Genomic DNA, 23,589 nt, shown 5'->3' with positions numbered 1-23,589 from the left:
ATGAAGAAAATTATGATTAGCCTTGGGGCGCTCACTGTAGCGGCTTGTTCAGGCGAAATGAAGCACGGCGAAAGCGGCATGTCCCATGCGGCTCACCAGATGGATGAGGGCATTGTAATTTCTTCTGCGCGTGTTCTTCCTCCCTTTCCGGGCCGGGACACTGCGGCGGGATATATGTCTATTACTAATAACAGTGATGTTGACGATAAACTTCTCTCTGTCACAAGTCCGATAAGCGGCGCTGTTGAGATTCATAATCATATCGAAGAAAATGGCGTCATGAAAATGCGCCAAGTCCAAGGCATTGAGCTTAAAGCCGGCGAAACTGTGGAGCTTAAACCTGGGAGTTATCACCTGATGATGTTCAAAGCCAATCTGCCTGATGGACAAGAAGATGTGTCCCTGACGCTAAATTATGAAAATGCTGCTTCAGTGACAATGATTGTTCCCGTCGAGGGTCGCGGAGAGAGTTCGAAAATGGATGACCATTCAGGACATTAAAACGTCAGAGGCTTCTTTGCCGCTATCAGTTTTTTAATACGCGCTTGTTCCTGCCTGAAATTTTCATAACGCTCGGCTATGCTCGGATGCGTTTTTGAGCTTTTTTGAAATTCGGTGTGGGGATGGGCGGCGTCTTTCCAATAGGTGATAGCACGATCAATATCAAAACCCGCTCGTGTCATGAGGACGAGTGCCATGCGGTCAGCTTTTAATTCGAGAGTTTTACTTTTGCGCTGATGACCTTCGATTGCGTGGGCCATTTCATGCGCGATTATAAGGGCAAGGTTCACATCATCGGGCACGGTTTTCATCAGCTCTGAGGTGATAATAATTTGTTGGCCATCCGTATGGCCATTAGCTCTCTGATTAAAGAAAACATTTGCCGGATAATCACAAACCGTTTCTGGTTTAACCTCAACCGTCAGACGCTTTTCCCCGCGCTTTATATTAAGGGCGACTTTTTCGCGCTTAAAGGCATTTTGCGTCGCGGCCTTAAAGAAACGTTGGACCGTAAATCCGCCTGGCATATAGGCACCCTCTATACCGACAATCATATCGCCTTGCTGCACCCCGCTTTTATATGCGGGTGAGCCGTTTCGCACTGTCCGAACAGACAGACGGTCTGAGGCCCCGAGTAAAACTTCAGCAAAGGGCTGTAAATTAGGCTGATAATCAGAGAGCGTATGAACACTTATGCCGATATCTCGCTTGGTTTTCGGGCAGAGCGCTACATTGGTTTTCAGAATGGGCGCAGCGACATTTTTAAGCCGTGTGTTATAGTTTTGGTGCTCTTCCAAGATAGCGGCAAAGGCCAGCTCATTCTTAGTGCGCGGACTGTAATCCGCGGCCATGACGGGAGCGCTCAACATTAAAGCCGCGAGGGCAAAGACCGCGCGTCTCATGACTTTTTATCTTTTGTTTTAAAGTTGGGAATCAGCGGCTTACCTGCCGCTTGCTTGGCTTTAATCTCTTCTCGTGCTGCCGCGATGGAGAGGTATCTATTAGGATAAGTCGGATGGGTTTTCGCCCGCGCCACGTGTTTGGGGTTTGTCACGGCTAATCTGCGCCAAAACTCTTCAACGCCGTCAGGGTTATAACCCGCCCGCACCATATAATAGAGACCGACATAATCAGATTCAGATTCAAAAGGCCGCGTATAGCGAGTCCCGCCCAGTGAAAGGATGATGTTACTTACGACTTTGCGGATATGACCCATCGTGTTATGGCCGAGTTCATGCCCGACAATCAGGGCGAGCTCATCATCATTTTTGACAAAATTCATCATCCCTGTTGTCATGGTGATGTTTCGGCCATCGGCATAAGCATTGATAGTCGAGGTCTGAGAAAGCCTAACGGTATAACCGCAAATCGTTTCAGATTTTATGGAAAAGTCCATCTTTTTACCGCCGCGTCTAATTTGAATATCCTCACCAGCCTTCAAGCTGTCTTGAATGACTTTTGCTGTGGGTGTCGTAATTTTGTCTTTAGCCGTTAAAAATTGATCTCCAGCTTTCAGGCCTGCCATTTCCGCAGGTGAACCCGTCACAACCAATCTTACCGAGGGTTCCTCCTTTGCGCCCAGTTCCCTCATAGCGGCGGGCCGCAGATCCTTGGGATAGGTTTTTAAATTATGCATGACCACACCTATGTCCTCGCGTGTCTTGGGACAGAGTTCTGTATTAGCTTTGAGAACAGGCAAGGCGACCTGCATCAGGCGGTGTTGTTGCTGGCCAAGATCCTCAAAGGCCAAAACTTCCTGGCGGGCCTGTTCATCGGATAATTGAGGCGCGGTAATATCAGGCAGCTGGGTGGAGACACTGGCGCATCCTCCTAAAACCAATGCTGATAATATAATTCTCATACGGCATGATGCAAATCATGGTGCCGCACGTCAATGCACCTCTTGCACACAGAGCCGTGAAAGCCCATATGGGCGAGGCAATAGGAGACAGATATGTTTATCCAGACAGAAGACACCCCAAATCCCGCTACGCTGAAATTTCTGCCCGGCAAAGATGTAACAGGTGAGGGACAACCGCCTGTTGAAATCGCGCGCGGCGGTGATGTGAGCGGCGCGCCCCTGGCTGAAATGTTATTTATGATTCCGGATGTTACGCGCGTCTTTTTTGGCGCGGATTATATCTCTGTGACCAAAGGTGACGACGCGCAGTGGAAGCACCTTAAACCCGCTGTGCTTGGCGCGATAATGGATTTCTATGTCGCGGGTGGTCAGCCCCTAATTGATCAATTGCAAGCGGGGGATGTTGAGGAACGCGTCTATGAAGGCGAGACTTTAGAGATTGTAGAGCAAATTAAAGAATTGATTGAACTGCGCGTACGTCCCGCCGTGGCCCAGGATGGCGGCGATATTGTCTTTAAGCATTTTGATGATGAAGACGGGTCGGTTTACCTTGAAATGCGCGGCGCCTGTGCGGGCTGTCCAAGTTCGACCATGACGCTGAAATCAGGCATTGAAAACCTACTCAAACATTATGTCCCCGAAGTTACCCGCGTGGAACAATACGCTCACTAATGATAATTTTAGGCTTGGATACAACGGGGCCTAATTGCTCTGTGGCTTCGGTCGATACGGCTAAAGTGCTGGCCTATAAATCCGAAAAAATTGGTCGTGGTCATGCAGAGCGTCTGGCGCCAATGGTGGCCGAGGTTCTGGCTGATGCGGGCCTGAGCGCCATAGATGTTGATAAGCTCGCCGTCTGTACAGGGCCGGGGAGTTTTACGGGTCTGCGTGTGGCCCTCGCCTTTGCAAAAGGTTTTGCCTTGCCGCGAAAATTGCCAGTTGTGGGCTTATCATCATTGGCAGTCTGGGCGGCGCAAGCTGACCCTATGGGCCAAAAAAAAGTGATCTCTATCGCGGATGTACGTCGAGGGGAATTATGTTGGAGCGCTATCTTTCATGGCCAGGCCTTCGAAGGGTGTGTCACGCAAAAAGCGGAAGCGGCGCGCGCAACAATCGCCACATTAAAGCCCGACCTTATTCTTGAGGACGAAATTGTCGATACGCGAAAGCTCGCCTGGCTTGCCGCTGATCTCTCCGCCGCCGATTATCCTGCCACGCCGCTTTATTCGCGTGGGCCGGATGCCAAGCTGCCGGGCGGCCTCGAACCAAATTTATGATACGCGCCTTAAATGCAAAAGACGCCGAACGTATGGCAGAGATTCATGCAGGATGCTTTTTCAAGGGCTGGGACGAGGCTGATATGTGGGCGCATATTCACAAGGATCTTTGCTTTGGATTTGGGCGTCCGCTTGACGGATTTATCATTATCAAGTCCGCTGCCGATCAAGCTGAAATTTTGACCGTTGCGACTGATCCGTCAGAACGGCGGCGGGGTATCGCGCGGGCGTTGCTTGAAATTAGTGAAACAGAATTGGCTGAGAATGGTGTCGATACGCTCTTTTTAGAAGTTGCAGAGGATAATAAGGCGGCCATATCATTTTATAATGGGATGGGATTTGAACCGATCGGCCGCCGCCTCGGATATTATAAACGGGAAATGGGCCGGGTCGCCGCGATTACTTATCGCAAACGTCTTGCCGCCAATGACCGACTCGGCTAGGTAAAGTCTATGGGAAGTTGGATTGCTAAAAAATGCGCCGAACGCGGCCTCAGAATGACAGATCAACGCAAGGTGATTGCGAAGGTCTTATCGGATGCGGATGACCATCCCGATGCCGAAGAGCTTTATGCGCGCGCCTCTGCCATGGATCCGAAAATTTCTCTCGCCACAGTGTACCGGACGGTAAGACTTTTTTCCGAAGCGGGCATTATCGAAACCCATGACTTCCGCGATGGCCGTGCGCGTTATGAGACAGCTGATGACGACCACCACGATCACCTCATTGACGTCACCACAGGCGACGTCATTGAATTCGTCGATGAAGAGATTGAAGAGCTACAGCATAAGATAGCCAAAAAGCTCGGCTATGAGTTAGTGGATCACCGGCTTGAACTTTATGGGAAGAAGATAAAAAAATAGGCATGTCTGATTTAGATGATCAGTTTTATGACCGAGCGGATGCTCATATTAATCTGTCCAATAAGCAAATCAATGAGGGCATAACCCGAGGAAAGGTTAGTGCATCATTTATGTATAGTGTCGCCCGATTTAATGCGTGGGTGAGTGCTACTGGTTTTGAAAATGGTCAGGATATGTCGTCCGCTAAAGATGAAACAATCGAGTATTTCTGTGAGCAATACAAAAAAATGCTTATTGAAAATCTGGATGACTATATCAAAAACTTCGATACTTATTTTAAAAAGGAATAGTAACTTCTAATTCTATTCAGCAGGTACCAAACTCGGAATCTTAAGCTCTGCATCTTCTGCTATCTCATGCACCCCATGCGGCTGCGTGTGCACAATCTCCCACCGCCCGTCATGATGCTCGACCAGCGCGGTGCAGCTCTCCACCCAATCGCCGTCATTCATATAGGTAACGCCGTTAATCTCACGCATTTCGGCGACATGGATATGGCCGCATATCGCGCCGTCATAGCCTTTGCGTTTGCAGTAATCTGCCACCTGTTCTTCAAAACTATGAATGAAATTCATGGCACGCTTGGTACGTTTCTTGAGCGATTTAGAGAGCGACCAATAGGGTAAGCCGAGTTTACGCCGTATAAAATTCAGCTTCGTATTGATCCAGAGCAGCAGATTATAGGCATTATCGCCAAGATGCATAATCCATTTGCGGTCGGGGCGCATTAAGCCGTCAAACATATCGCCATGCACGACCAGATAGCGCTTACCGTCCTTGCCAAGATGCACAGCGCGATTACAAAGCTTCACTTCGCCGAAATTGACCTTAAAGCGCAAAAACCCGCGAATAAACTCGTCATGATTGCCAGCAATATAATGGACATCCGTGCCGCGTTTAGACGCGGTGAGTATGCGGCGTATCACATTGGTATGGGCTTGGGGCCAATACCATTTCTTTTTCAGTCGCCAGCCATCGATAATATCCCCGACCAGATAAAGCGTCTCGCATGTATTAACTTTGAGAAACCCGCAAAGTGCCTCGGCTTGACAGCCTTTGGAGCCCAAATGTACATCAGAGATGAAAATAGCGCGATATTTCGGGGTCGGGCGATGTCTCATAATCTGACGCATAGGGGGATTTTGTGACAGGGCTATGACGAAACGTCTTACGCTTTGTGACAAAGTTTGGGGAAGCTATCGCTGGATTTTCCCCTCTCGCGCTAATGTGGCATCCGTCTTGCATCGCTAACCTCCTATTAACCAGGAGGGATGGACAATGTCTCAACTTAAGAAAACAGTCCTGAAAATGGGCGTGCTTGGCCTTGTTTTATGGGGCGGATATAGCTGGATAAATCAGTCGCCGGAGCGCGCTGAAATGACAGCTGTTACAACAGATAAAGTCATTGAAACCACGCTTGATAAGTCTGATCTGGCATTGGACGCATCGGGCGAGTGGATTGACGATAAAGTTGTCTTGGCCAGTGATGCGTGGGATCGCGTGGATATCAAGGGTAAAGTCAGTGACCTCCAAAGTGAGGCCAAGCCTATTGGCAAAATAATCAAGCAAAAAGTTGATCCAAATAATATACCTGGCGTGAAAGCGGCAGGTTGGATGGATAATAAAACCTCTTTTCCCGCCATGCTTTTGTTATTGGTCGCGGGCGTGATGCTTTCCATGATGGCGCTCGCAAGTCCGTCATCACTCAGCGGTGGGCGTCACTAGGTTTTAATCCTTTGGCCAATTCTGCGGCGTCCAATTTTGGGCGCTGTGGATGACGCGGATTATGTTTATCTCTTCATCCGTGACTTCATAGGCCAAAATATAGGATGTTTTAAGAACTGTTTTCTCATAGACATTCAGCATGCGTCCGGGGCGCCCGATGGGGCGGCGTCCCAATAGATTTGCGGTCTCTATTATCCGTTGCCTTACGGCTTCTGCTGCATTCGGATTGTCATCTGAAATATAATCAATAGCCTCAAGGAATTCGGCCTCGGCTTTTTCAGCCCATTTTACGCGTCGCATATTTACTATCTATAATGGCTTTGGCTTTGGCCATAACCTCTTCATGGGGAACGGTGCGTCCGGCCTTTATATCATCAAGGCCTTCTTGGAGCTTACGGCATATATCAAGCTCGCGATTAACATAGAGTTCAATCGCATGAGCGGCTAGGGCAGATTGCGAGCGGCCCGTTAATTGAGACAATTCCGCTAAATCTTCTTTGACAGAAACGGGAATACGAATAGATAATGTAGTGCTTTGTGTTGACATGTGTACAAGCTAACACAAATTCAAACAAAGCGCAATTCTATATTGCGCGGGGGGCGAAGGGGTTTTATAGGCCGCCTTACAAAAACAGAGAGTATCACTATGACCGTCCTGTTACCGCGCGATGAAAACGCGTCCCGTAACAGTGAGGCCTCCAAAGCGGCGAAAGCCGTCACAGGCGACACTGTTACGCAAAAGCCCCGCAACATTGATGAAGCGCATATTGCGTCTTCTCCTGCATCTGGCCAAAATACCAAAAAGGTCTTCATCAAGACCTATGGTTGCCAGATGAATGTTTATGATAGTGAGCGCATGGCCGATGTGCTTTCGCCCATAGGCTATGCCCCTGTCGATGCGCCGGATGAAGCCGACCTCGTTATTCTCAATACCTGCCATATCCGCGAAAAAGCGGCCGAGAAAGTCTATTCAGAGCTCGGCCGTATTCGCCAGCATAAAGAAAAAAACAAACCTGAGATGAAAGTCGCCGTGGCGGGCTGTGTCGCGCAAGCCGAAGGCGAAGAGATTATGCGCCGTGCGCCTGTCGTCGATATGGTGCTCGGCCCGCAGACTTATCACAAGCTCCCTGAAATGATTGCCAAAGTGCATCGCGGGACGGGTGATGTTCTTGAGACCGAATTTGATACGCTAGAAAAATTCGATCAACTGCCCGAGACGCGACAAGCGAAAGGCTTCTCATCTTTCCTCACTATCCAAGAGGGCTGCGATAAATTCTGCACATTTTGTGTCGTGCCTTATACGCGCGGCGCAGAAGTCTCCCGCCCCGTCAGCCAGATTGTGGCTGAGGCCCGTTCATTGGCGTCTCAAGGCGTAAGAGAGATTACGCTGATTGGACAGAATGTGGATGCTTATCACGCTGACGGACCAGATGGATCTGAGTGGGGGTTAGGAGAACTCATCGAACACGTCGCGCTAATCGGCGGGATTGACCGTTTGCGTTTCACCACCTCTCACCCGCGCGATATGGATGATGAGCTCATTGCGGTTTTGGGCCGTGAGAAAAAGCTCATGCCCTATCTGCATCTGCCCATTCAGGCGGGCAGCAACAAAGTGCTCCATGCGATGAATCGGGGTCACACTTATGATGACTATAAAACGCTCATCGCGAAAATCCGCGCCGCGCGTCCTGATATTGCATTATCTGGCGACTTCATTGTCGGATTCCCCGGTGAGACAGAGGCTGATTTCGAGCAGACGATGAAATGCGTTGAAGAGATTGGCTATGCCTCAAGCTTTAGTTTCAAATATTCCATCCGCCCCGGAACACCTGGGGCAAGCCTGCCGCGCCAAGTGCCGGAAGACGTAAAATCCGAGCGCCTGAAACGCTTACAAGATTTGCTCTACACGCAGCAATTAGCCTTCAACAAATCCCTCATTGGGCGGACATTAGATGTGCTCGTCGAAAATGGCGGCCGTGATGACGGACAGTTGTTTGGGAGAAGTCCTTATTTGCAAGGCACACATTTTGACGGGCCAGAGGATTTGGTTGGACAAAACGTGCCAGTGCTGATTACAGGCGCAGGCCGGAACTCACTTACGGGTGAGTTCGCGAAATGAGTAAGAGTCGGCATGGGACAGTGAAAGGAGTGTTTGGTGGCAAGTCTGTTAAACAGATAAGAGACATGATTGATGAGAATGACTATGATGTTGAGTTACTTAGGGAGAAGAAGCGGTTGAAACTTGAATCGCAGATCAAGAAGCAAACTCTCAGCAAGTCGGATAAGTATTAAGATTTATTCTTCTACTAACCCCAGTTCCTTAGCCACTTCCGCCAACCTCTTATCCCGCGTCACCAATCTCGCGCCCGTCAATCTCGCCGAGACGAGCAGATGTGTATCGACCCAGCCTATGCCGCGTCCATAGACTTTGGCCGTATTAATAAAGAACATCACTTCTTTATCGCTGGCCACTAGAGCTTGAGGCATTTCGCTGAGGGCGGTTTCGATGATGGTGCGGTTAGATAGCGAGCCTAAGAGAATTTCACCCATAATGGCGGGGTGCATGACGATCTGACCTGCGTTTAATTGATCAGCGAAATCAGGGTCGGCTTTGCGTAGATGATCTATCCAAATGGATGTATCTGCTAATATCATGCAGGTCGACGGCGCGGCGCGGCTTTGGCTTTAGGCTCGCTCCCGCCTAAAAGCGCAAGCCGTTTAGAGGCTTCCCGCGCGATAAGGGAATCGAGCGCGGCGTTTAAAAGTTCGGTTCGGCTTTTAATGCCTGTTAATTTCACAGCGCGGGCTAAGCGTTTTTCATCTAATGTCACAGTTGTTCTCATGCACCATATATGACATCATTTGATGTATATTTCAATGCTTAAAATAGTGCCGTATTACCCCTCGCTTTTCAGAAGATTAGTCACTATTTACGGGTCTATGTCTAAACAAACAGAAATTTTTGAATTCGCCGATGCTGATTTGGTGCGAAAGCTTTGCGGCCCTAATCATGCCAACCTTGCCCTTATTGAAGATGCTTTTGGTGTTTACATCGAAGCACCAGGAAATGCCGTCCATATTAATGGCGATACGCCGAGCCGTGCGCGGGCGGGGGAATTGATTAAAGAGATTTATCAGCGGCTTGAGCGTGGCTGGCCTTGCGGGATTTCTGATATTCGCGCGCTGATTAAGGCCATGGGCAAAGGTAAGGTTAAAGCCGCCGCTGTGGACGCGATTATTCCGTTTCCGCGCCGTTCGCCCATCGTGCCGAAAACTCCGCGCCAAGAAAAATTTATTCACGCTATGCGCGACGAAACGATTTGTTTTGGCGTTGGCCCTGCGGGGACGGGTAAGACATTCCTTGCCACGGCTTATGGGGCGTCACTATTGGCACGCGGCGAAGTCGCTCGTTTCATCGCTTGCCGCCCTGCGGTGGAAGCAGGAGAGCGTTTGGGCTTTCTCCCAGGTGATTTGAACGAGAAAGTTGACCCTTACATGCAGCCTATTTGGGACGCGCTTCATATGGTGCTCGGCCGTGATGAGGTGGATCGTCGCCGCGCGGCTGGTGATATCGAAGTCGCCCCGCTCGCCTTTATGCGCGGACGGACTCTCTCGGATGCTTTTGTTGTTATTGACGAGGCGCAAAACGCGACTATTCCGCAAATGAAGATGGTGCTGACGCGCTTGGGTGAACGCGCGAAATATGCGGTCACAGGCGATCCGAGCCAATCCGATTTGCCCCATAGCGTGACCTCCGGCCTGGCCCATGCGCTTAAAATTCTCAAAGGCATTCGCGGTATTGAGCAAATTGTCTTTGAAGCCTCCGATGTCGTGCGTCATCCACTCGTCGGCCGTATCGTCAATGCTTATGAGAAGGACGCGAAGCGTCTCTGATATTCGGTCCAGTGGACCGAATATAGCGGAGCGCCTAAACCGCAAGGTTTCGGTTGCAGAATTAGATTATGAAAAACTTACCTTTTGATATGGATATAGGCGTTCAGTTTGAGAGCTGGGCGGAAAGCCTCACGGATATTAAAAGCGTGGCTGAAACCGCCATTGCGCAAATTCTTGAAATTCTAGAGACTCCAAAATTGGGAGAGCTGAGCTTGGCATTCGTTAGCGATGCAAAGATTCATGTCTTGAACCGTGATTATCGTCATAAGGACACGCCAACCAATGTGCTCTCCTTTCCAGATGAGGGCCCTGCGCCACTGCTGGGCGATATTGTTTTAGCCTTTGAAACGGTTACGCGTGAGGCAGATGAAAAATCCATCTCGTTAGAGCATCATATTGCGCATTTATTGATTCACGGTTTCTTACACTTACAGGGCTATGACCATGAAACTGAGGCGGATGCTGCAGAAATGGAAGCCTTGGAAATAACAGCCCTCGCGTCTTTGAATATTGACAATCCTTAGTGAAATTCAGGACTGATAAATCATCATGAGTACAGATGACAATTCGCCGGGACTGCTGGGTAAATTATTTGGCCGAGGCGCAGAAAATGCTTCACAAGAGGACGGCACAAAAGCCTCCGACAAGGATAATGAGCTTTCCAAAGAAGAAATGGTGGATGCGGCTGAGCGTTTTCATCTCATAACCGTTGAAGATGTCATGGTACCGCGTGCCGATATTGTGGCGGTGGACAGTTCGGCAACACTAACCGAACTCTCCTCGACGTTTAAAGAAGCGGGCCATTCTCGGCTGCCAGTTTATAAAGAGACGTTAGATGAGCCCGTTGGTATGGTGCATATTAAAGATGTGCTGCCATATCTTATGTTCGACGCCAAAGGCCGTAACGGAAAAACTTATCCGAATAAAAAAGTCATTCAATATATTCGCCGTCCCGTGCTCTTCGTGCCGCCCTCAATGCTAGCGCAAGATTTATTAAAACGTATGCAAGCTAGGCGCTCCCATATGGCTATTGTGGTCGATGAATATGGCGGGACAGATGGTATTGTGACGATTGAGGATCTCATTGAAGAGATTGTCGGCGAAATTGACGATGAACATGATGATATTGATCCGGAAATTCAAATTGTGACCAGTACAAATGGGCGCACAGTTTGGGAGGCTGATGCTCGCACCGATATTGATGATTTTGAAAAAGCTTTGGGGCGGGATTTTGCAACGCCTGATGAAGAAGAAGACGTTGATACGCTGGGCGGCCTTGTTTTCACATTGGCGGGCCGCGTGCCTGAACGCGGTGAAATCATCCGCCATCCCGACGGTATCGAATTTGAAGTGATTGATGCAGACCCGCGCCGCTTAAAGCGTTTGCGTATCAATGATACGCTAAAACGTAACACCCCTGCGTCTTAATGAGCCCTGCGTCTCCTCCGACACGCCTTTTGAAAACAACAGGCTGGGGCGGCCGTGCAATTGGATTATTATTAGGTGCTCTCGCGGTGACGGGACAAGCACCTCTGCACTTCTGGCCAATAACGCTTATCTGCCTGTCTGTTTTATTGGCACGTTTGAAATGGGCCGCCGGAGCAGAAAAGCGGATTCGCGCAGGCTTCAGCGCGGGGTTTTGGTTTGGCTTTGGTTACTTTATGGCGGGAACCTACTGGATTGGCTCTGCTTTTATTGCGCGCGGACCAGAATTTATTCCGATTATGCCGCCTATGATATTAGCCCTCGGATGTGTATTGGCGTTTTTTTGGGGCGTAGCGGGGGCGGCATTCTCGGCGCTTCGGGTGAAAGGAGTCACTTCACTCTTGGCCTTTATCTCATTTTTCTTTTTGGCTGAATTCGCGCGGGGGCATTTATTTGGTGGTTTCCCTTGGAATCTGCCAGGCTATATTTTTGAGGGCGGTAAAGCCATGTCGCAGGCTGCCTCTATTGCCGGGGTTTATGGATTGACGCTTTATGTGTTTATCCTCGCGTCATTACTTTATCTCATTCTTTTTTCTGAAAAACGTCTTGAGCCTCTTTTAGTTTTGATCATCGCAATTGGGGGCGTGTTTAGTTACGGCACTTTGCGGATTAAACATGCGGATGTTACCTATGCCGAGGCTGTAAAACTTCGCCTCGTTCAAGTCAGGTTCTCGCAGAAAGATAAATTTGATCCGGATAAATCGATTGATATCGTCAATCAGTTTTTGACAGCCTCCGTCTCGCCGGGTGTTGATGACGTGACCCATATTATCTGGCCGGAAGGCGCGATAAATGGCTTGGCTATTGAAAGTGAAGCTCTGCTCAATGCAATGGGGCGTGAGCTGGCCCTAGAGACCGAAACGCCTCCAGTTTGGCTATTGAATTCTTTAAGACATGAAAGCCGCCCGCATCCCAAAACCGGCCAAGTTATTGACGACTATTTCAATACCTCGGCGGCTGTCACCTTTAATGCGGACGGTGTTCCTGCCATTGCCGCTTATAATGACAAAAAACATCTTGTGCCTTTTGGTGAATTTATTCCGGGCGGTAAGTGGATGGAAATGAAGAATGTGCCGGTTATCTCAACATCATTATTGTCTATTTCTGCAGCCCCGGAAAAATATAATGCGCAGTTTCCGGGCTTACCCCGCCTAAGCCCGCAAATTTGTTATGAGATTATCTTTTCCGGTTTTACCCCGCGTCCTGAAAATGAAACACCCCCTGAATGGATATTAAATCAGTCCAATGATGCCTGGTATGGAGACAGTTTTGGCCCGTTGCAGCATTCAAATATGGCAACATACCGCGCGATTGAGGAAGGGCTGCCCATTATAAGAGCCGCGTCAAACGGGATAACCGGTATTATAAATCCTTATGGTGTTTATGAAGAAAAGCTGAGCCCTAAAACCTCAGGCATTATCGATGCGAAGTTACCGGAACCATTAAAATCGACATTTTTTTCAAGGTGGGTAAATTTGCTTCTGCTCTTGATAAATTTATTAACAGCTTTATGGTGTACGACAGTATATGGTATGCGAAAGCTGCCGTTTAGGATAAATAGTTCGACCTGATACTTTAGTGGGGGCACCACTGGTACTGAACACACAGGAAAATATTATGAGTAAACACGCACCGCGGTCACCAAACCCGATAGATGTACATGTTGGCACGCGAGTACGCTTGCGCCGGCAAGTTATGAAAATGAGCCAAGAAAAATTAGGTGACCAATTAGGCGTCACATTCCAACAAGTGCAAAAATATGAGCGCGGCGCCAATCGTGTCGGGGCCAGCCGTCTTTGGAAAATGTCACAAGTTATGGATGTGCCTGTGGGTTTCTTTTTTGATGGTCTTGGAGAAGTTGGTGCGGTGACTGAATTTGCAGAAGATGATCAGCTTCCCATCGTCTATGACTTTATCAACAGTACGGATGGTGTAAATCTGGCTAAAGCCGTGTCTCAGATTAAGAATAAGGCTGTTCGCCGCCAAATTCTTGAGCTTGCACGCTCTTTGGCAAAAGATTCTTCTGACGAAAGCTAGCGTAGCAGCCGCTCGCGCGGCGGCGCATTAAGCATTTAAGACTGGAAAATTGCGGCAGAGCTTTTTAAAGGCGGCCTATGTTTAACCGCGAGACAAATTCATTCCGCACATTTGGTAGGGCTAAGGGTAAACCCTTGAGTCCAGCACAAAAGGCATTGATGGAAAATGAGTTTCCCCGCCTTGATATAGTGCCGTATATAAAAGCGGGAAAAAACCCTATTGCTGATATAAAAGGGGACATCTGGCTTGAGATTGGCTTTGGCGGCGCGGAGCATTTACTCTGGCAAGCTGAACACAATCCGAATGTTACGCTTTTAGGGGTAGAGCCATTTTTAAATGGCGTGGCCAAAGCCGTGCGCGGCGTCTCTGATAAAGGCCTTTCAAATATAAGGCTTCACCGTGGGGATGCGCGTGATGTTTTGGCTCTTCTACCAGATAATAGTGTATCTTGTGTTTTTGTCCTCTTCCCCGACCCTTGGCACAAGGCGCGTCACAACAAGCGCCGCATTATCAATGAAGACTTTCTTGAGGTCCTTCATCGCGTGATTGTGCCGGGTGGACGTTTCCGCTTTGGCAGTGACATCATTGATTATGTGGACTGGACGCTAACGCGCATTAAGCGTCACGGTGGATTTGACTGGCCTGTTACGGGGCAGGAAAATTGGCGCATCCGACCGGATGATTGGCCATCCACCCGCTATCTCGAGAAAGCCCTGCGCGAGGGCCGCCACGGGCATTTCTTTGAGTTTGTGACACGTTAGAAGCAAAGTTTTGGATTCTGCGGAAACTTAAAACAAGACTTGCCAAAGCGTGAATCCGCGCCTATATCGCTCTCAGACATACACCTCTGGCACAGGATGCCAGTAGGGTGACCCCGCCGGGGTCGCCTTTTTTATTGGCTAGTCCTCATCTTTCTGGGGCAGAGGTTTAAAGATTGGAATGAAGACGTCTATATGAAAACGAAAACACATACCGATGAGCGTATATTGGCTATCGCTGAACCTATTGCGAAAGATATGGGGCTAAATATCGTGCGTGTACGTGTGCAATCCGGCCGGCGTAAAACGGTTCAGATCATGGCTGAGCGTATATCTGATGGATTGCTCGGCATTACGGAATGCGAGGCTCTCTCGCGGGAATTGACAGCGACACTGGATGTCGAGGACCCGATACATGATCCGTTTATTCTCGAAGTCTCGTCTCCGGGATTGGAGCGCCCTTTGACCTCGCTTGAGGATTTTAAACATTATGCCGGCTATGAAGCGCGTGTTGATCTTGACCGCATGGTTGAAGGTCGCAAACGCTTTCGCGGAACCCTTGTGGGGATTGACGGCACCAATATCGATATTGACCTGGAAGGCGAAAAAGAAACGGCTCAAATCCCGTTTGATTGGATTTCAGAGGCGAAGTTGCGCCTCACGGATGAGCTGATAAAGGCGGGTCAAGCTGCCAAAGACGCAGCCTATCAGGCCCAAGAAAATTTGACCCAAGATACACCGGAAAAAGAATAGGAGACCCTTATGTCCACTGCCGGAATTAGCGCCAATAAATTAGAGCTTTTGCAAATTGCCAAAGCTGTGGCGGATGAAAAGTCGATTGATAAAGAGATTGTTTTGGAGGCTATTGAAGAGGCCATTCAAAAAGCCGCGCGCATGCGTTATGGCGCTGAGCTGGATATTCGGGCTAAGCTTGACCCTATGACGGGTGAGCAGTCATTGCGCCGGGTTGTGACCGTCATGGAAGACGAAGAAATTGAAAACGACGCGACCCAGACAAATTTAGCGACGGCAAAGTTAGATCACCCTGAAGCTGAAATTGGTTATGAAATCTCAACGACGCTCCCGCCTTTGGAATTTGGCCGTGTTCAGGCACAAATGTCCAAGCAAATCATTATGGGCAAAATTCGCGACGCCGAGCGCGCCCGTCAATATGAAGAATATAAAGACCGTGTCGGCGAGATCATCAATGGTATTGTTAAGCGCGTTGAATATGGTCACATCATCGTTGATCTGGGCCGCGCCGAAGGTGTTATTCGCCGCGACCAAGCCTTGCCACGTGAAAATGTAAAAGGTGGTGACCGCATTCGTGCCTATATTATGGATGTTCGTGAAGAGCCGCGAGGTTCGCAAATTTTCCTCTCACGTGCACATCCGCAATTCATGGCGCAACTCTTTGCGCAAGAAGTCCCAGAAGTTTATGAAGGTATCATCCAAATCGTCGCTGTTGCCCGTGATCCGGGGTCACGTGCTAAGATCGCTGTTTATTCCAATGATGGCTCTATTGACCCTGTAGGCGCCTGTGTCGGTATGCGCGGCTCTCGTGTTCAGGCTGTTGTCAATGAGCTTCAAGGTGAACGCATTGATATCATTCCATTTACTGAAGATGCTGCGACATTTATTGTTAATGCGCTGCAGCCTGCCGAAGTGGCCAAAGTTGTTATCGACGAAGCCAATGACCGTATCGAAGTTGTTGTCCCGGACGAGCAACTCTCCCTCGCCATTGGCCGCCGCGGCCAAAATGTGCGCCTTGCGTCACAGCTCTCCGGTTGGGCGATTGATATCCTGACTGAAGAGCAGGAATCCGAACGTCGTCAAATCGAGTTTAAAGAGCGCTCTGAGCTATTTATGACAGGTCTTGATGTTGATGAAATGATTGCGCAGTTGCTCGTTTCTGAAGGCTTCCAGACTATGGAAGAAGTCGGCTATGTCGCGATTGACGACCTGACATCTATTGAAGGTTTCGATGAGGAAACAGCGGAAGAGCTGCAAACACGTGCGCGTGAGTATCTTGAGAAGCTTGCCCAGGAGCAAGACGAAACGCGTAAAGCTGCCGGTGTTCATGATGACGTTCTTGACATCGAAGGCGTCACTCTGCCTATGGCCGTTGAGTTTGGTAAAAATGAAGTGCTCTCTGTCGAAGACGTTGCCGGCCTCGTGCCGGATGACCTTCGCGGTTACACGGAAATCAAGAACGGCGAAAAGGTTCACGAAGAGGGCATGCTTGAAGGCTTCAAACTCACGGAAGAGGCCGCGACCATGCTGATTATGCAAGCCCGCGTCAAAGCGGGCTGGATTGATGAAAGCGCTCTCATTGTTGAAGAAGAGGAAGCTGAGGCGGCTGAAGTCGATGCTGATGCCGCGCCAACAGCTGAAGATGTTTTCGGATAGGCTCTTTTAATTGACGATCGCCCCCACCATATCGCCTGATGAGGCCGAGTTTGGCCCTGACCGCCGAGGTCATAAGCCTCTTGAACGGCGCTGCCTGGCGAGCGGTGAGAGCCGTGACCCTGTCGATATGGTGCGTTTTGTGCTGAACCCTGAGGGTGTGGTGACACCTGATATTCAAGGCAAACTGCCGGGCCGGGGCGCTTGGGTCAGCAGCGATAGACAATCGCTCGAAAAAGTGATCGCGCAAAAAGGCTTTAACCGCGGCTTTAAGGGGGCGGCAAAGATTGAGGGTGACTTGGCCGCTTTAACGGAGAGGCTTCTGTCCCGGCGCGTTTTGGGGCTTATCACAATGGCCCGCAAAGCTAGTGTGATTGCCATGGGGTTTGACCAAGTGCAGTCAATGGCCCGTGAGGCGGCAATCGCTCTTCGTATTGAGGCCTCTGACGGGTCTAAGGACGGGCGTAGTAAAATACGGACTTTGGCCAAGGCCATGAACCGCGAGCAAGAGCTGCCGGATCCAATTGTTGTTGGCTGTTTTACGGCAGACGATATTGGCTGCGCTTTGGGGCGAGAGTCGATTGTGCATGCGGCGATAAGGCCAGGTAAGCTTGCAAAGTCGATGAAAATCGATGTGCGGCGGTTGTCGGGTTTTCGGGATCTTGTCCCGATGAATTGGCCTGACAGGGCACATGAAATACGGGAAAAATAAAGCGTTTTTCCCTGTTGAATATGGGCGTAAGGTCGTTAGGTTACGCGGCCAAGCGCGAGAATGAATAAATAGCGTTGATCAGCAGGACTTATGACCCTGCTATCTGAAAGATGAAAATGACTGATAAGACAGATAAAAAACCCGGCGCTCGTAAGCCACTCTCCTTGAGTACTTCAGGTAAGGGCTCCGTACGCCAATCTCTCTCGGGCGGCCGTTCAAAGGCGGTCGTGGTCGAGAAGAAGAAAAAAGTTATTATACGTCCGGGATCGGGGGCAGCGCCAAAGGTCAAGGTTGCGCCAAAGATTACTGTTCCGGCGGCGAAGCCAAAGGTTGATGAAGTCGCCTTGGCCGCGAAAAAACTGGGTCTTTCAAAAGCCGAATATGAAAAGCGCCAAGCCGCTCTCAGCACCGCTCAGGCACAAGCTGACGAGCGCGAGGCGAAAAAAGCTGCGGAACAGGCCGAGCGTGAAAAGCGCATGGCCGAGGAAAAAGCGGCTTTGGAAGCCAAGAAAAAAGAAGAAGAGGCTGCAGAGCTTCGGCGTCTTGAGGCTGAAGAAGAAAAGCGGCAAAAAGAAGAGGCTGAAAAGCTCGCTGCGCGTAAGCCCGTTGGAGCGGCTGCGGCTTTGAAGAAAGAAGAAGATACACGGTCTGAAATCGAAAAGGCAGGTGGCCGCGTTAAGAAAAAACGTGCTGCACCGCCTCCGACGCGTTCTAAAGGTGAAACAAAGCGCCGACGTGGTAAGCTTACAATTGTATCGGCATTGGCTGGTAATGATGAGCGCCAACGTTCATTGGCGTCTGTTAAACGGGCCCGTGAGCGCGAAAAGCAACGCCAGCGCGGCGGAAGTGGTGATCGTGAGAAGGTTCAGCGAGAAGTCGTTATACCTGAAGCTATTACAGTTTCTGAGCTGTCAAACCGTATGGCTGAACGCGCGCGTGACGTCGTAAAATATCTAATGCAGCAAGGCACAATGGCAACAATGAACGACGTGCTTGATGCCGATACAGCTCAGCTTATTGTTGAAGACTTTGGGCATACTGTTAAGCGGGTTTCGGAGTCAGATGTTGAAGAGAATTTCATCATCGATGATACACCGTCTGATGAAAAAGATCGAAAGCCACGCTCTCCTGTTATTGCGGTGATGGGCCATGTTGATCATGGTAAAACGTCATTGCTTGACGCATTGCGGACCACAGATGTGGCGTCAGGCGAAGCCGGCGGTATCACGCAACATATTGGTGCCTATCAGCTTAAACTAAAATCAGGCGAGCAAATAACCGTTCTTGATACGCCGGGTCACGCGGCTTTTTCTGAAATGAGAACACGCGGTGCACAGGCGGTTGATATTGTAGTTTTGGTTGTGGCCGCAGATGATGGCGTCATGCCGCAAACGATTGAGTCCATTAAATATGCGCAAGAAGCAGAGACGCCTCTTATTATCGCAATCAATAAAATGGATAGCTATGATGCGAACCCGCAAAAGGTTGAAACTGACCTTTTGCAGCATAATGTTATAACCGAATCTATGTCGGGCGATGTACAGGCGATCCCTGTTTCAGCCAAAGAGAAGACAGGTCTTGATGACTTAGCTGAAGCTATTGCTAACCAAGCGGAGTTGATGGAGCTTAAAGCAAACCCAACGCGCAATGCTGATGGGCTTGTTATCGAATCCAAAATCGAAAAAGGTCGCGGCGCTGTTGCAACCTTGCTTGTCAAGCGCGGCACCCTTGAGCGTGGGCAAATTGTTGTGGCTGGCGAATATTGGGGTAAGGTTAAAGCTATGATGGATGAGCGTAATGCTCAGCTTAAGAAAGCTGGACCTTCGACTCCAGTCGAAGTTATGGGGCTAGACGGTGCGCCTGCACCGGGCGAGCCATTTGCTGTTGTGGAAACAGAACAGCGCGCGCGCGAGTTGACAGAATACCGTATTCGTAAGCGCAAAGAAAATCAGAGCATAGCTGCGTCCGGCATGGCTAATATGGAACAGATGATGGCCAAACTGGCCAATAAGACATCTTCCGAGATGACGCTTTTGGTTAAGGCGGATGTTGAAGGCTCTGCTCAGGCTATCAAGACATCACTTGAAGAGCTAGGCAATGATGAAGTTAAAGCGCGTGTCGTCTATTCGGCTGCAGGGGGTATCTCTGAGTCTGATGTTCAGCTCGCGGCGTCATCAAACGCGCCGATCATCGCCTTTAACGTTCGCGCTAACCGCCAAGCTAAAGAGCTGGCAGAAAAAGAAGGCGTTGAAATTCGGTATTACTCCATTATTTATGGCCTAATTGATGAGATCAAAGGCGCGCTTGAAGGTATGTTAGAACCTGAGCGCAAAGAAACATTTATCGGTTACGCCGAAGTGCTCGAAGTCTTTGATATTTCCAAATTGGGTAAGGTCGCGGGTGCGAAAGTCACCGAAGGCCGCGTTGAGCGTGGGTCTGGCGTGCGCTTACTTCGCGATGATGTCGTCATTCATGAGGGCGAGCTCTCAACGTTGAAGCGCTTTAAGGACGAAGTCCCGAAAGTCCAAGCCGGTATGGAATGTGGTATGGGCTTCCTCAATTATCATGACCTGCGTAAGGGTGATCAGATTGAGTGTTTCACAGTTGAGATGCTAGATCGTAAATTAGATTAGTTACTACGCTAAATTTGAAAGTGAAAGCCCTCCGCTTTGAGGGCTTTTATTTTGCCTTAATGGCTTGCACTGCAAGAAATGCAAGAACGGCACCCGCAACAATCGCAACGCCTGCTTTTTGAAGGTCAGCTTTATTTTGCGTCGTGTAAGGTTCAATGATTTTTATGCCTTCGAGCTTAGCTTTTTGTTCGACTTGAAAGGCTTCATTTAAAACATCCATTACGCCGATATTTGCTTGCTTTTCGATGATGCGGAGGTCTTCAATATCAAAACGAGTCTGACCTCTTGCTAGTCTCGACCATGAAGGCTGACTAATGCCTGTTGAGTTATAGAAAATCATCATGGACTGTCCCGATAATTTCCATTTTTCAGTAATTACATGTGCAACAATCATTGAGAATGTAGCGGCTGGAGTATTTTCAGATTTAGTCATAAATGAATAATTATGCAATTATTGTATTTTATTGACAAAAATTAGCATTCCTTTATTGATTCGAGTTAAGGCAAGCTAACACGAAAGTTATAATTATGCTCTGGTACAATGTGGGAATAGTGTGGGTTGATTTTAAAAGGCATGAGATTTTACGTTTGGATGATACTGAAATTATACACCTGACGGGCAATGACGGGATAAAAATTGAGCCATTGCTTAGTATTCAAGAACGCGGTCAAATTATATGGGTTAGACGTCTGGGCGTTAGTCAATCGAAAGCGCAAATAATTGAAAGAGCGAAACGCATTAGCAAATATCGCAAGTATTCAATCGTAAAATATGACTGTGTAGACTTTATAACTGAGTTACTTGTAGCTAAACCGAAATTACGTTTGCGGCATCTGATTATCGGTAGCGCTGCCATAGGCGTAGGTGCATTTCTGTTTAGAAACAAATTCTCATGAATACTGAATTATTCGTTCGATCTGTATGGGAAAGTAGCCTTCCTGGGGAGCAGAAAAGAATCGATAGTGAAATTGAACTCGAAGAAGCTCAATGGGAATTTGCCGTTATGCAAGCGGAGAGGATAGGCTTGCCTAGTGGAGAAGCTTATATTGAAGCTGTAATCGACATGGTCTATTGGAAAGCCTGGCTAAACGGATTTCGACCATAATGACAAAAAACAGACCCCCATCACAGCGGCAATTAAAAGCGGGCGAGCTTATCCGCCGCGCCTTGGCAGATATTTTGGCGAAAGAAAATATTCGTGATGCCGATCTGCAAGGTGTCTCTGTGACAATTTCCGAAGTTCGGGCCTCGCCTGATCTCAAACATGCGCTTGTTTATGCGGCGCCTCTGGGCGGGGGGGATATGGATAAGGTGATTGCGGGATTGCAGCGCTGTAGCTCTTTTCTTCGCGGGCGATTGGGAAAGGAAATGGAAATGAAATCCACGCCTCGTTTGAAGTTTGTGGCCGATAGAAGTTTTGATACCGCAGAAGATATGGCGAAATTGTTGGACCAGCCGCAAGTGAAGCAAGATTTAGATTAGCGCATAAAAAAAGCCGCCTTAAATGGCGGCTTCTCGATCAAATATGAAATAGTAGATGACTACTTAGCCATTGGCTCTTCAGCCGCCATTCCATTAGGTGTCATTGGAATCATAACTGTTCCGGGATATTTGTATATTGCGCCTGTTAGAGCATCTACACCGACACCTATACCGCCACCCGCGATGATGTTACCAGCCGTAGAGCCTTCGACTTTACCGGTTACAGTTTTCGTCGCAGTTTGATATCCAGCTTTATTGCATTCAAATTTCAATGCTTTTTTACTGCGCGGAAACTTGACTTCTGCGGGAGTCACAAAGCTCTCATTAACAGCAAATTCAGAACCGCCCGTTGCGGTGCAGTCTGCGCCGGTTACATCACCTGTATTGACGGCAACAAGTTGATTAGAGCCGTTTATAATAGTCGAGCATGCGCTTAGTGATATTGCGGCTGCGGCTGCCAAAAGTAGTTTGAAGTTCATGAATTTTCTCTCTTTAGTTTCATAGTAATAGCACCCTTAAAGGTAGTGCTTATGTTTTCAAGAGTTAATTGATATTTATGCCTAAAACAGGCATGGCACATGAAATTTACAGGAGGCGAGTCTGGCTCGTAAACGCAAAGGTAATCCCGTTCATGGATGGGTCGTATTGGATAAGCCTTATGCGCTTGGCTCAACCTCGGCTGTGGGCAAGGTGCGCTGGCTGTTTACCGCGCAAAAGGCAGGGCATGCGGGTACGCTCGACCCGCTCGCGACGGGCATATTACCAATAGCGCTCGGTGAGGCGACGAAGACTGTGCCTTTTATGGTAGACGCTAAGAAGGCGTATCAATTTACCCTGACCTTTGGCGAGAATACTGATACGTGGGATACTGAAGGGGAGGTGACGGAAACCTCTGATGTTCGTCCTGCTGAGGCTGATATTCTCAAAGCCCTCCCGCAATTTATTGGCGATATAGAGCAAGTACCACCGCGTTTTTCCGCGATTAAAGTTAAGGGTAAGCGCTCCTATGATTTAGCCCGCTCTGGAGAAGTGGTAGAGCTGAAACCCCGCCGCGTGTCCGTGACTAGATTTGAGTTACTTGAATATAACGAGGAGGCTGCCACCTTTGAGGTTGATTGCGGAAAAGGGACTTATATCCGTTCTCTGGCGCGGGACTTAGCGGCAGCGCTCGGCACTTGCGGGCATGTGACCATGCTGCGCCGCACGCGCGTCGGCCCGTTCACTTTGGCGCATGCATTTACACTGGACGCGCTGGAAAATCTCTGCCATATGGGCGGCGTTTCAGAAGCCTTGCGGCCTGTAGAGACTGCGCTGGACGACATCCCGGTGTTAGCCCTTACAGAACAAGAGGCGAATGAGCTGAAACACGGACGGGCAATTGTCCTTACCCCTTCTTTCACAGCCGAAAAATCTGAATGGATTTTGGCTATGTTAGAGGACAAGGCGGTCGCTCTTTGTAACACCTCGGACGGTCAGTTAAGGCCCAAAAAGGTGTTTAATCTATAACCGTAACGGAGACTTACGATGTCGATCACACCAGAGCGCAAATCAGCGCTGATCAATGAATACGCTACGAAACCTGGTGATACAGGTTCACCCGAAGTCCAAGTCGCGATCCTCACGGACCGCATCAAAACACTGACGGAACATTTTCAAACCAATAAGAAAGACAACCATTCACGCCGCGGGCTTTTGGCCATGGTCGCGAAACGTCGTCGTCTTTTGGCTTATTTGAAGAAAAAAGATGAGGGTCGTTATAAGACACTTATCGAAAAGCTGGGTCTGCGCCACTAAAGGTTATTTGCGCCAGCAAATCACCGGCAAGGCGACAGTGAAAACCACGGGTTTTCATGTGCCGTTTGACCCCAAAATTGAAACCAAAATGAATTGGTTTTCTCTCAACTTATTATGGCTCGGTTTATCGGGTCATAGCTGACAACAGACACTCAATTCG

At 49.0% G+C, this 23,589-nt stretch carries 32 protein-coding genes; 23 read left to right on the top strand and 9 right to left on the bottom strand.

Annotated features, from left to right (window positions below; translation table 11 throughout):
- Entirely contained in the window at positions 1-501 is a 501-nt protein-coding gene (locus F569_RS18230; RefSeq protein ID WP_051279908.1) for a copper chaperone PCu(A)C, read from the top strand.
- Here the strand turns inward: F569_RS18230 and F569_RS0113815 are convergent.
- Together F569_RS0113815 and F569_RS0113810 are read right to left on the bottom strand one after the other, a co-directional pair.
- Positions 498-1,403, bottom strand: coding sequence for a M48 family metalloprotease (locus F569_RS0113815; RefSeq protein WP_026942684.1), 906 nt, complete (start codon positions 1,401-1,403; stop codon positions 498-500). The genes F569_RS18230 and F569_RS0113815 overlap by 4 nt on opposite strands.
- Entirely contained in the window at positions 1,400-2,362 is a 963-nt protein-coding gene (locus tag F569_RS0113810) for a M48 family metallopeptidase (protein ID WP_026942683.1), read from the bottom strand. Before F569_RS0113810 ends, F569_RS0113815 begins: the two co-directional genes overlap by 4 nt.
- Before the next feature lie 93 nt (positions 2,363-2,455).
- Between F569_RS0113810 and F569_RS20020 the strand changes: the two genes are divergently transcribed.
- Genes F569_RS20020 through F569_RS0113785 form a run of 5 tightly spaced genes read left to right on the top strand, consistent with a single transcriptional unit; the run spans position 2,456 to position 4,792 of the window.
- Entirely contained in the window at positions 2,456-3,034 is a 579-nt protein-coding gene (locus F569_RS20020) for a NifU family protein (protein WP_026942682.1), read from the top strand.
- Complete coding sequence (gene tsaB, locus F569_RS0113800) at positions 3,034-3,639, top strand: tRNA (adenosine(37)-N6)-threonylcarbamoyltransferase complex dimerization subunit type 1 TsaB (protein WP_026942681.1); 606 nt, start codon at positions 3,034-3,036, stop codon at positions 3,637-3,639. Before F569_RS20020 ends, tsaB begins: the two co-directional genes overlap by 1 nt.
- The gene (locus F569_RS18225) at positions 3,636-4,082 is read left to right on the top strand and encodes a GNAT family N-acetyltransferase (RefSeq protein ID WP_051279907.1); all 447 of its coding nucleotides are present in this window, start codon (positions 3,636-3,638) and stop codon (positions 4,080-4,082) included. Before tsaB ends, F569_RS18225 begins: the two co-directional genes overlap by 4 nt.
- 9 nt (positions 4,083-4,091) lie before the next feature.
- The gene (locus F569_RS0113790; RefSeq protein WP_026942680.1) at positions 4,092-4,502 is read left to right on the top strand and encodes a Fur family transcriptional regulator; all 411 of its coding nucleotides are present in this window, start codon (positions 4,092-4,094) and stop codon (positions 4,500-4,502) included.
- A gap of 2 nt (positions 4,503-4,504) precedes the next feature.
- Positions 4,505-4,792, top strand: coding sequence for a DUF3144 domain-containing protein (locus F569_RS0113785; RefSeq protein WP_026942679.1), 288 nt, complete (start codon positions 4,505-4,507; stop codon positions 4,790-4,792).
- A 12-nt stretch (positions 4,793-4,804) separates the two neighbouring features.
- Here the strand turns inward: F569_RS0113785 and F569_RS18220 are convergent, their stop codons facing one another.
- Positions 4,805-5,623: a UDP-2,3-diacylglucosamine diphosphatase gene (locus F569_RS18220; RefSeq protein WP_154813754.1), complete on the bottom strand. Its 819-nt coding sequence runs from the start codon at positions 5,621-5,623 to the stop codon at positions 4,805-4,807.
- Between the two features lie 157 nt (positions 5,624-5,780).
- Between F569_RS18220 and F569_RS0113775 the strand changes: the two genes are divergently transcribed.
- Positions 5,781-6,227 carry a hypothetical protein gene (locus F569_RS0113775; RefSeq protein WP_034389037.1) on the top strand — a complete coding sequence of 149 codons (447 nt, stop codon included), beginning with the start codon at positions 5,781-5,783 and terminating at the stop codon, positions 6,225-6,227.
- A 3-nt stretch (positions 6,228-6,230) separates the two neighbouring features.
- Here F569_RS0113775 and F569_RS0113770 read toward each other — a convergent pair whose 3' ends face one another.
- A complete protein-coding gene (locus tag F569_RS0113770; protein ID WP_026942677.1) occupies positions 6,231-6,527 on the bottom strand; it encodes a type II toxin-antitoxin system RelE/ParE family toxin in 297 nt (98 codons plus the stop codon).
- Positions 6,505-6,774 (bottom strand): CopG family ribbon-helix-helix protein, encoded by a 270-nt coding sequence (locus F569_RS0113765; RefSeq protein ID WP_026942676.1) that lies wholly within the window; start codon positions 6,772-6,774, stop codon positions 6,505-6,507. The genes F569_RS0113770 and F569_RS0113765 overlap by 23 nt, the downstream gene beginning before the upstream one ends.
- Before the next feature lie 99 nt (positions 6,775-6,873).
- Between F569_RS0113765 and miaB the strand changes: the two genes are divergently transcribed.
- Entirely contained in the window at positions 6,874-8,346 is a 1,473-nt protein-coding gene (gene miaB / locus F569_RS0113760) for a tRNA (N6-isopentenyl adenosine(37)-C2)-methylthiotransferase MiaB (RefSeq protein WP_084169040.1), read from the top strand.
- Between the two features lie 176 nt (positions 8,347-8,522).
- Here miaB and F569_RS0113750 read toward each other — a convergent pair whose 3' ends face one another.
- Both F569_RS0113750 and F569_RS0113745 read right to left on the bottom strand, forming a co-directional pair.
- Positions 8,523-8,882: a type II toxin-antitoxin system VapC family toxin gene (locus F569_RS0113750; RefSeq protein WP_026942674.1), complete on the bottom strand. Its 360-nt coding sequence runs from the start codon at positions 8,880-8,882 to the stop codon at positions 8,523-8,525.
- A complete protein-coding gene (locus F569_RS0113745) occupies positions 8,879-9,070 on the bottom strand; it encodes a type II toxin-antitoxin system VapB family antitoxin (RefSeq protein ID WP_026942673.1) in 192 nt (63 codons plus the stop codon). Before F569_RS0113745 ends, F569_RS0113750 begins: the two co-directional genes overlap by 4 nt.
- A 97-nt stretch (positions 9,071-9,167) precedes the next feature.
- Between F569_RS0113745 and F569_RS0113740 the strand changes: the two genes are divergently transcribed.
- From F569_RS0113740 to infB, 10 genes are all read left to right on the top strand, one after another.
- On the top strand, positions 9,168-10,121 hold the full coding sequence (locus F569_RS0113740; protein WP_026942672.1) for a PhoH family protein: 954 nt from the start codon (positions 9,168-9,170) through the stop codon (positions 10,119-10,121).
- Between the two features lie 68 nt (positions 10,122-10,189).
- Positions 10,190-10,645, top strand: a complete 456-nt coding sequence (gene ybeY / locus F569_RS0113735) for an rRNA maturation RNase YbeY (protein ID WP_034389035.1) — start codon at positions 10,190-10,192, stop codon at positions 10,643-10,645.
- A 25-nt stretch (positions 10,646-10,670) separates the two neighbouring features.
- The gene (locus F569_RS18215) at positions 10,671-11,549 is read left to right on the top strand and encodes a hemolysin family protein (RefSeq protein WP_051279906.1); all 879 of its coding nucleotides are present in this window, start codon (positions 10,671-10,673) and stop codon (positions 11,547-11,549) included.
- The gene (lnt, locus tag F569_RS0113725) at positions 11,549-13,177 is read left to right on the top strand and encodes an apolipoprotein N-acyltransferase (protein ID WP_026942670.1); all 1,629 of its coding nucleotides are present in this window, start codon (positions 11,549-11,551) and stop codon (positions 13,175-13,177) included. The genes F569_RS18215 and lnt overlap by 1 nt, the downstream gene beginning before the upstream one ends.
- Positions 13,178-13,223: 46 nt before the next feature.
- The gene (locus F569_RS0113720) at positions 13,224-13,643 is read left to right on the top strand and encodes a helix-turn-helix domain-containing protein (RefSeq protein ID WP_026942669.1); all 420 of its coding nucleotides are present in this window, start codon (positions 13,224-13,226) and stop codon (positions 13,641-13,643) included.
- Between the two features lie 134 nt (positions 13,644-13,777).
- Entirely contained in the window at positions 13,778-14,404 is a 627-nt protein-coding gene (trmB, locus tag F569_RS0113715) for a tRNA (guanosine(46)-N7)-methyltransferase TrmB (protein WP_233353679.1), read from the top strand.
- 192 nt (positions 14,405-14,596) lie between these two features.
- The gene (gene rimP, locus F569_RS0113710) at positions 14,597-15,154 is read left to right on the top strand and encodes a ribosome maturation factor RimP (RefSeq protein ID WP_026942667.1); all 558 of its coding nucleotides are present in this window, start codon (positions 14,597-14,599) and stop codon (positions 15,152-15,154) included.
- Between the two features lie 9 nt (positions 15,155-15,163).
- On the top strand, positions 15,164-16,810 hold the full coding sequence (nusA, locus tag F569_RS0113705; protein ID WP_026942666.1) for a transcription termination factor NusA: 1,647 nt from the start codon (positions 15,164-15,166) through the stop codon (positions 16,808-16,810).
- Between the two features lie 10 nt (positions 16,811-16,820).
- Positions 16,821-17,519, top strand: a complete 699-nt coding sequence (locus F569_RS18210; protein WP_051279905.1) for an RNA-binding protein — start codon at positions 16,821-16,823, stop codon at positions 17,517-17,519.
- A 116-nt stretch (positions 17,520-17,635) separates the two neighbouring features.
- The gene (gene infB / locus F569_RS0113695) at positions 17,636-20,152 is read left to right on the top strand and encodes a translation initiation factor IF-2 (protein ID WP_026942665.1); all 2,517 of its coding nucleotides are present in this window, start codon (positions 17,636-17,638) and stop codon (positions 20,150-20,152) included.
- A gap of 46 nt (positions 20,153-20,198) precedes the next feature.
- Here infB and F569_RS0113690 read toward each other — a convergent pair whose 3' ends face one another.
- The gene (locus F569_RS0113690; protein WP_026942664.1) at positions 20,199-20,585 is read right to left on the bottom strand and encodes a hypothetical protein; all 387 of its coding nucleotides are present in this window, start codon (positions 20,583-20,585) and stop codon (positions 20,199-20,201) included.
- 155 nt (positions 20,586-20,740) lie between these two features.
- On the opposite strand from F569_RS0113690, the gene F569_RS0113685 reads away from it, so the two are divergent.
- From F569_RS0113685 to rbfA, 3 genes are read left to right on the top strand one after another with little or no spacing between them, the layout of a single operon-like run.
- A complete protein-coding gene (locus F569_RS0113685) occupies positions 20,741-21,049 on the top strand; it encodes a hypothetical protein (protein ID WP_154813753.1) in 309 nt (102 codons plus the stop codon).
- Positions 21,046-21,258 (top strand): hypothetical protein, encoded by a 213-nt coding sequence (locus F569_RS0113680; RefSeq protein WP_026942662.1) that lies wholly within the window; start codon positions 21,046-21,048, stop codon positions 21,256-21,258. The genes F569_RS0113685 and F569_RS0113680 overlap by 4 nt, the downstream gene beginning before the upstream one ends.
- The gene (rbfA, locus tag F569_RS0113675; RefSeq protein WP_026942661.1) at positions 21,258-21,635 is read left to right on the top strand and encodes a 30S ribosome-binding factor RbfA; all 378 of its coding nucleotides are present in this window, start codon (positions 21,258-21,260) and stop codon (positions 21,633-21,635) included. The genes F569_RS0113680 and rbfA overlap by 1 nt, the downstream gene beginning before the upstream one ends.
- Before the next feature lie 59 nt (positions 21,636-21,694).
- On the opposite strand, the gene F569_RS0113670 is transcribed toward rbfA, so the two are convergent.
- Positions 21,695-22,114, bottom strand: coding sequence for a hypothetical protein (locus tag F569_RS0113670; protein WP_026942660.1), 420 nt, complete (start codon positions 22,112-22,114; stop codon positions 21,695-21,697).
- Between the two features lie 121 nt (positions 22,115-22,235).
- Here F569_RS0113670 and truB point away from each other — a divergent pair, with 121 nt between their 5' ends.
- Both truB and rpsO read left to right on the top strand, forming a co-directional pair.
- Complete coding sequence (gene truB, locus F569_RS0113665; RefSeq protein WP_026942659.1) at positions 22,236-23,141, top strand: tRNA pseudouridine(55) synthase TruB; 906 nt, start codon at positions 22,236-22,238, stop codon at positions 23,139-23,141.
- Positions 23,142-23,159: 18 nt separating this feature from the next.
- Complete coding sequence (rpsO, locus tag F569_RS0113660; protein WP_026942658.1) at positions 23,160-23,429, top strand: 30S ribosomal protein S15; 270 nt, start codon at positions 23,160-23,162, stop codon at positions 23,427-23,429.
- The last annotated feature ends 160 nt before the right edge of the window (positions 23,430-23,589 follow it).

This window comes from Hellea balneolensis DSM 19091, from assembly GCF_000428525.1.
GTDB classification, from domain to species: domain Bacteria; phylum Pseudomonadota; class Alphaproteobacteria; order Caulobacterales; family Maricaulaceae; genus Hellea; species Hellea balneolensis.
This window is presented reverse-complemented; position numbering and strand designations above follow the sequence as displayed.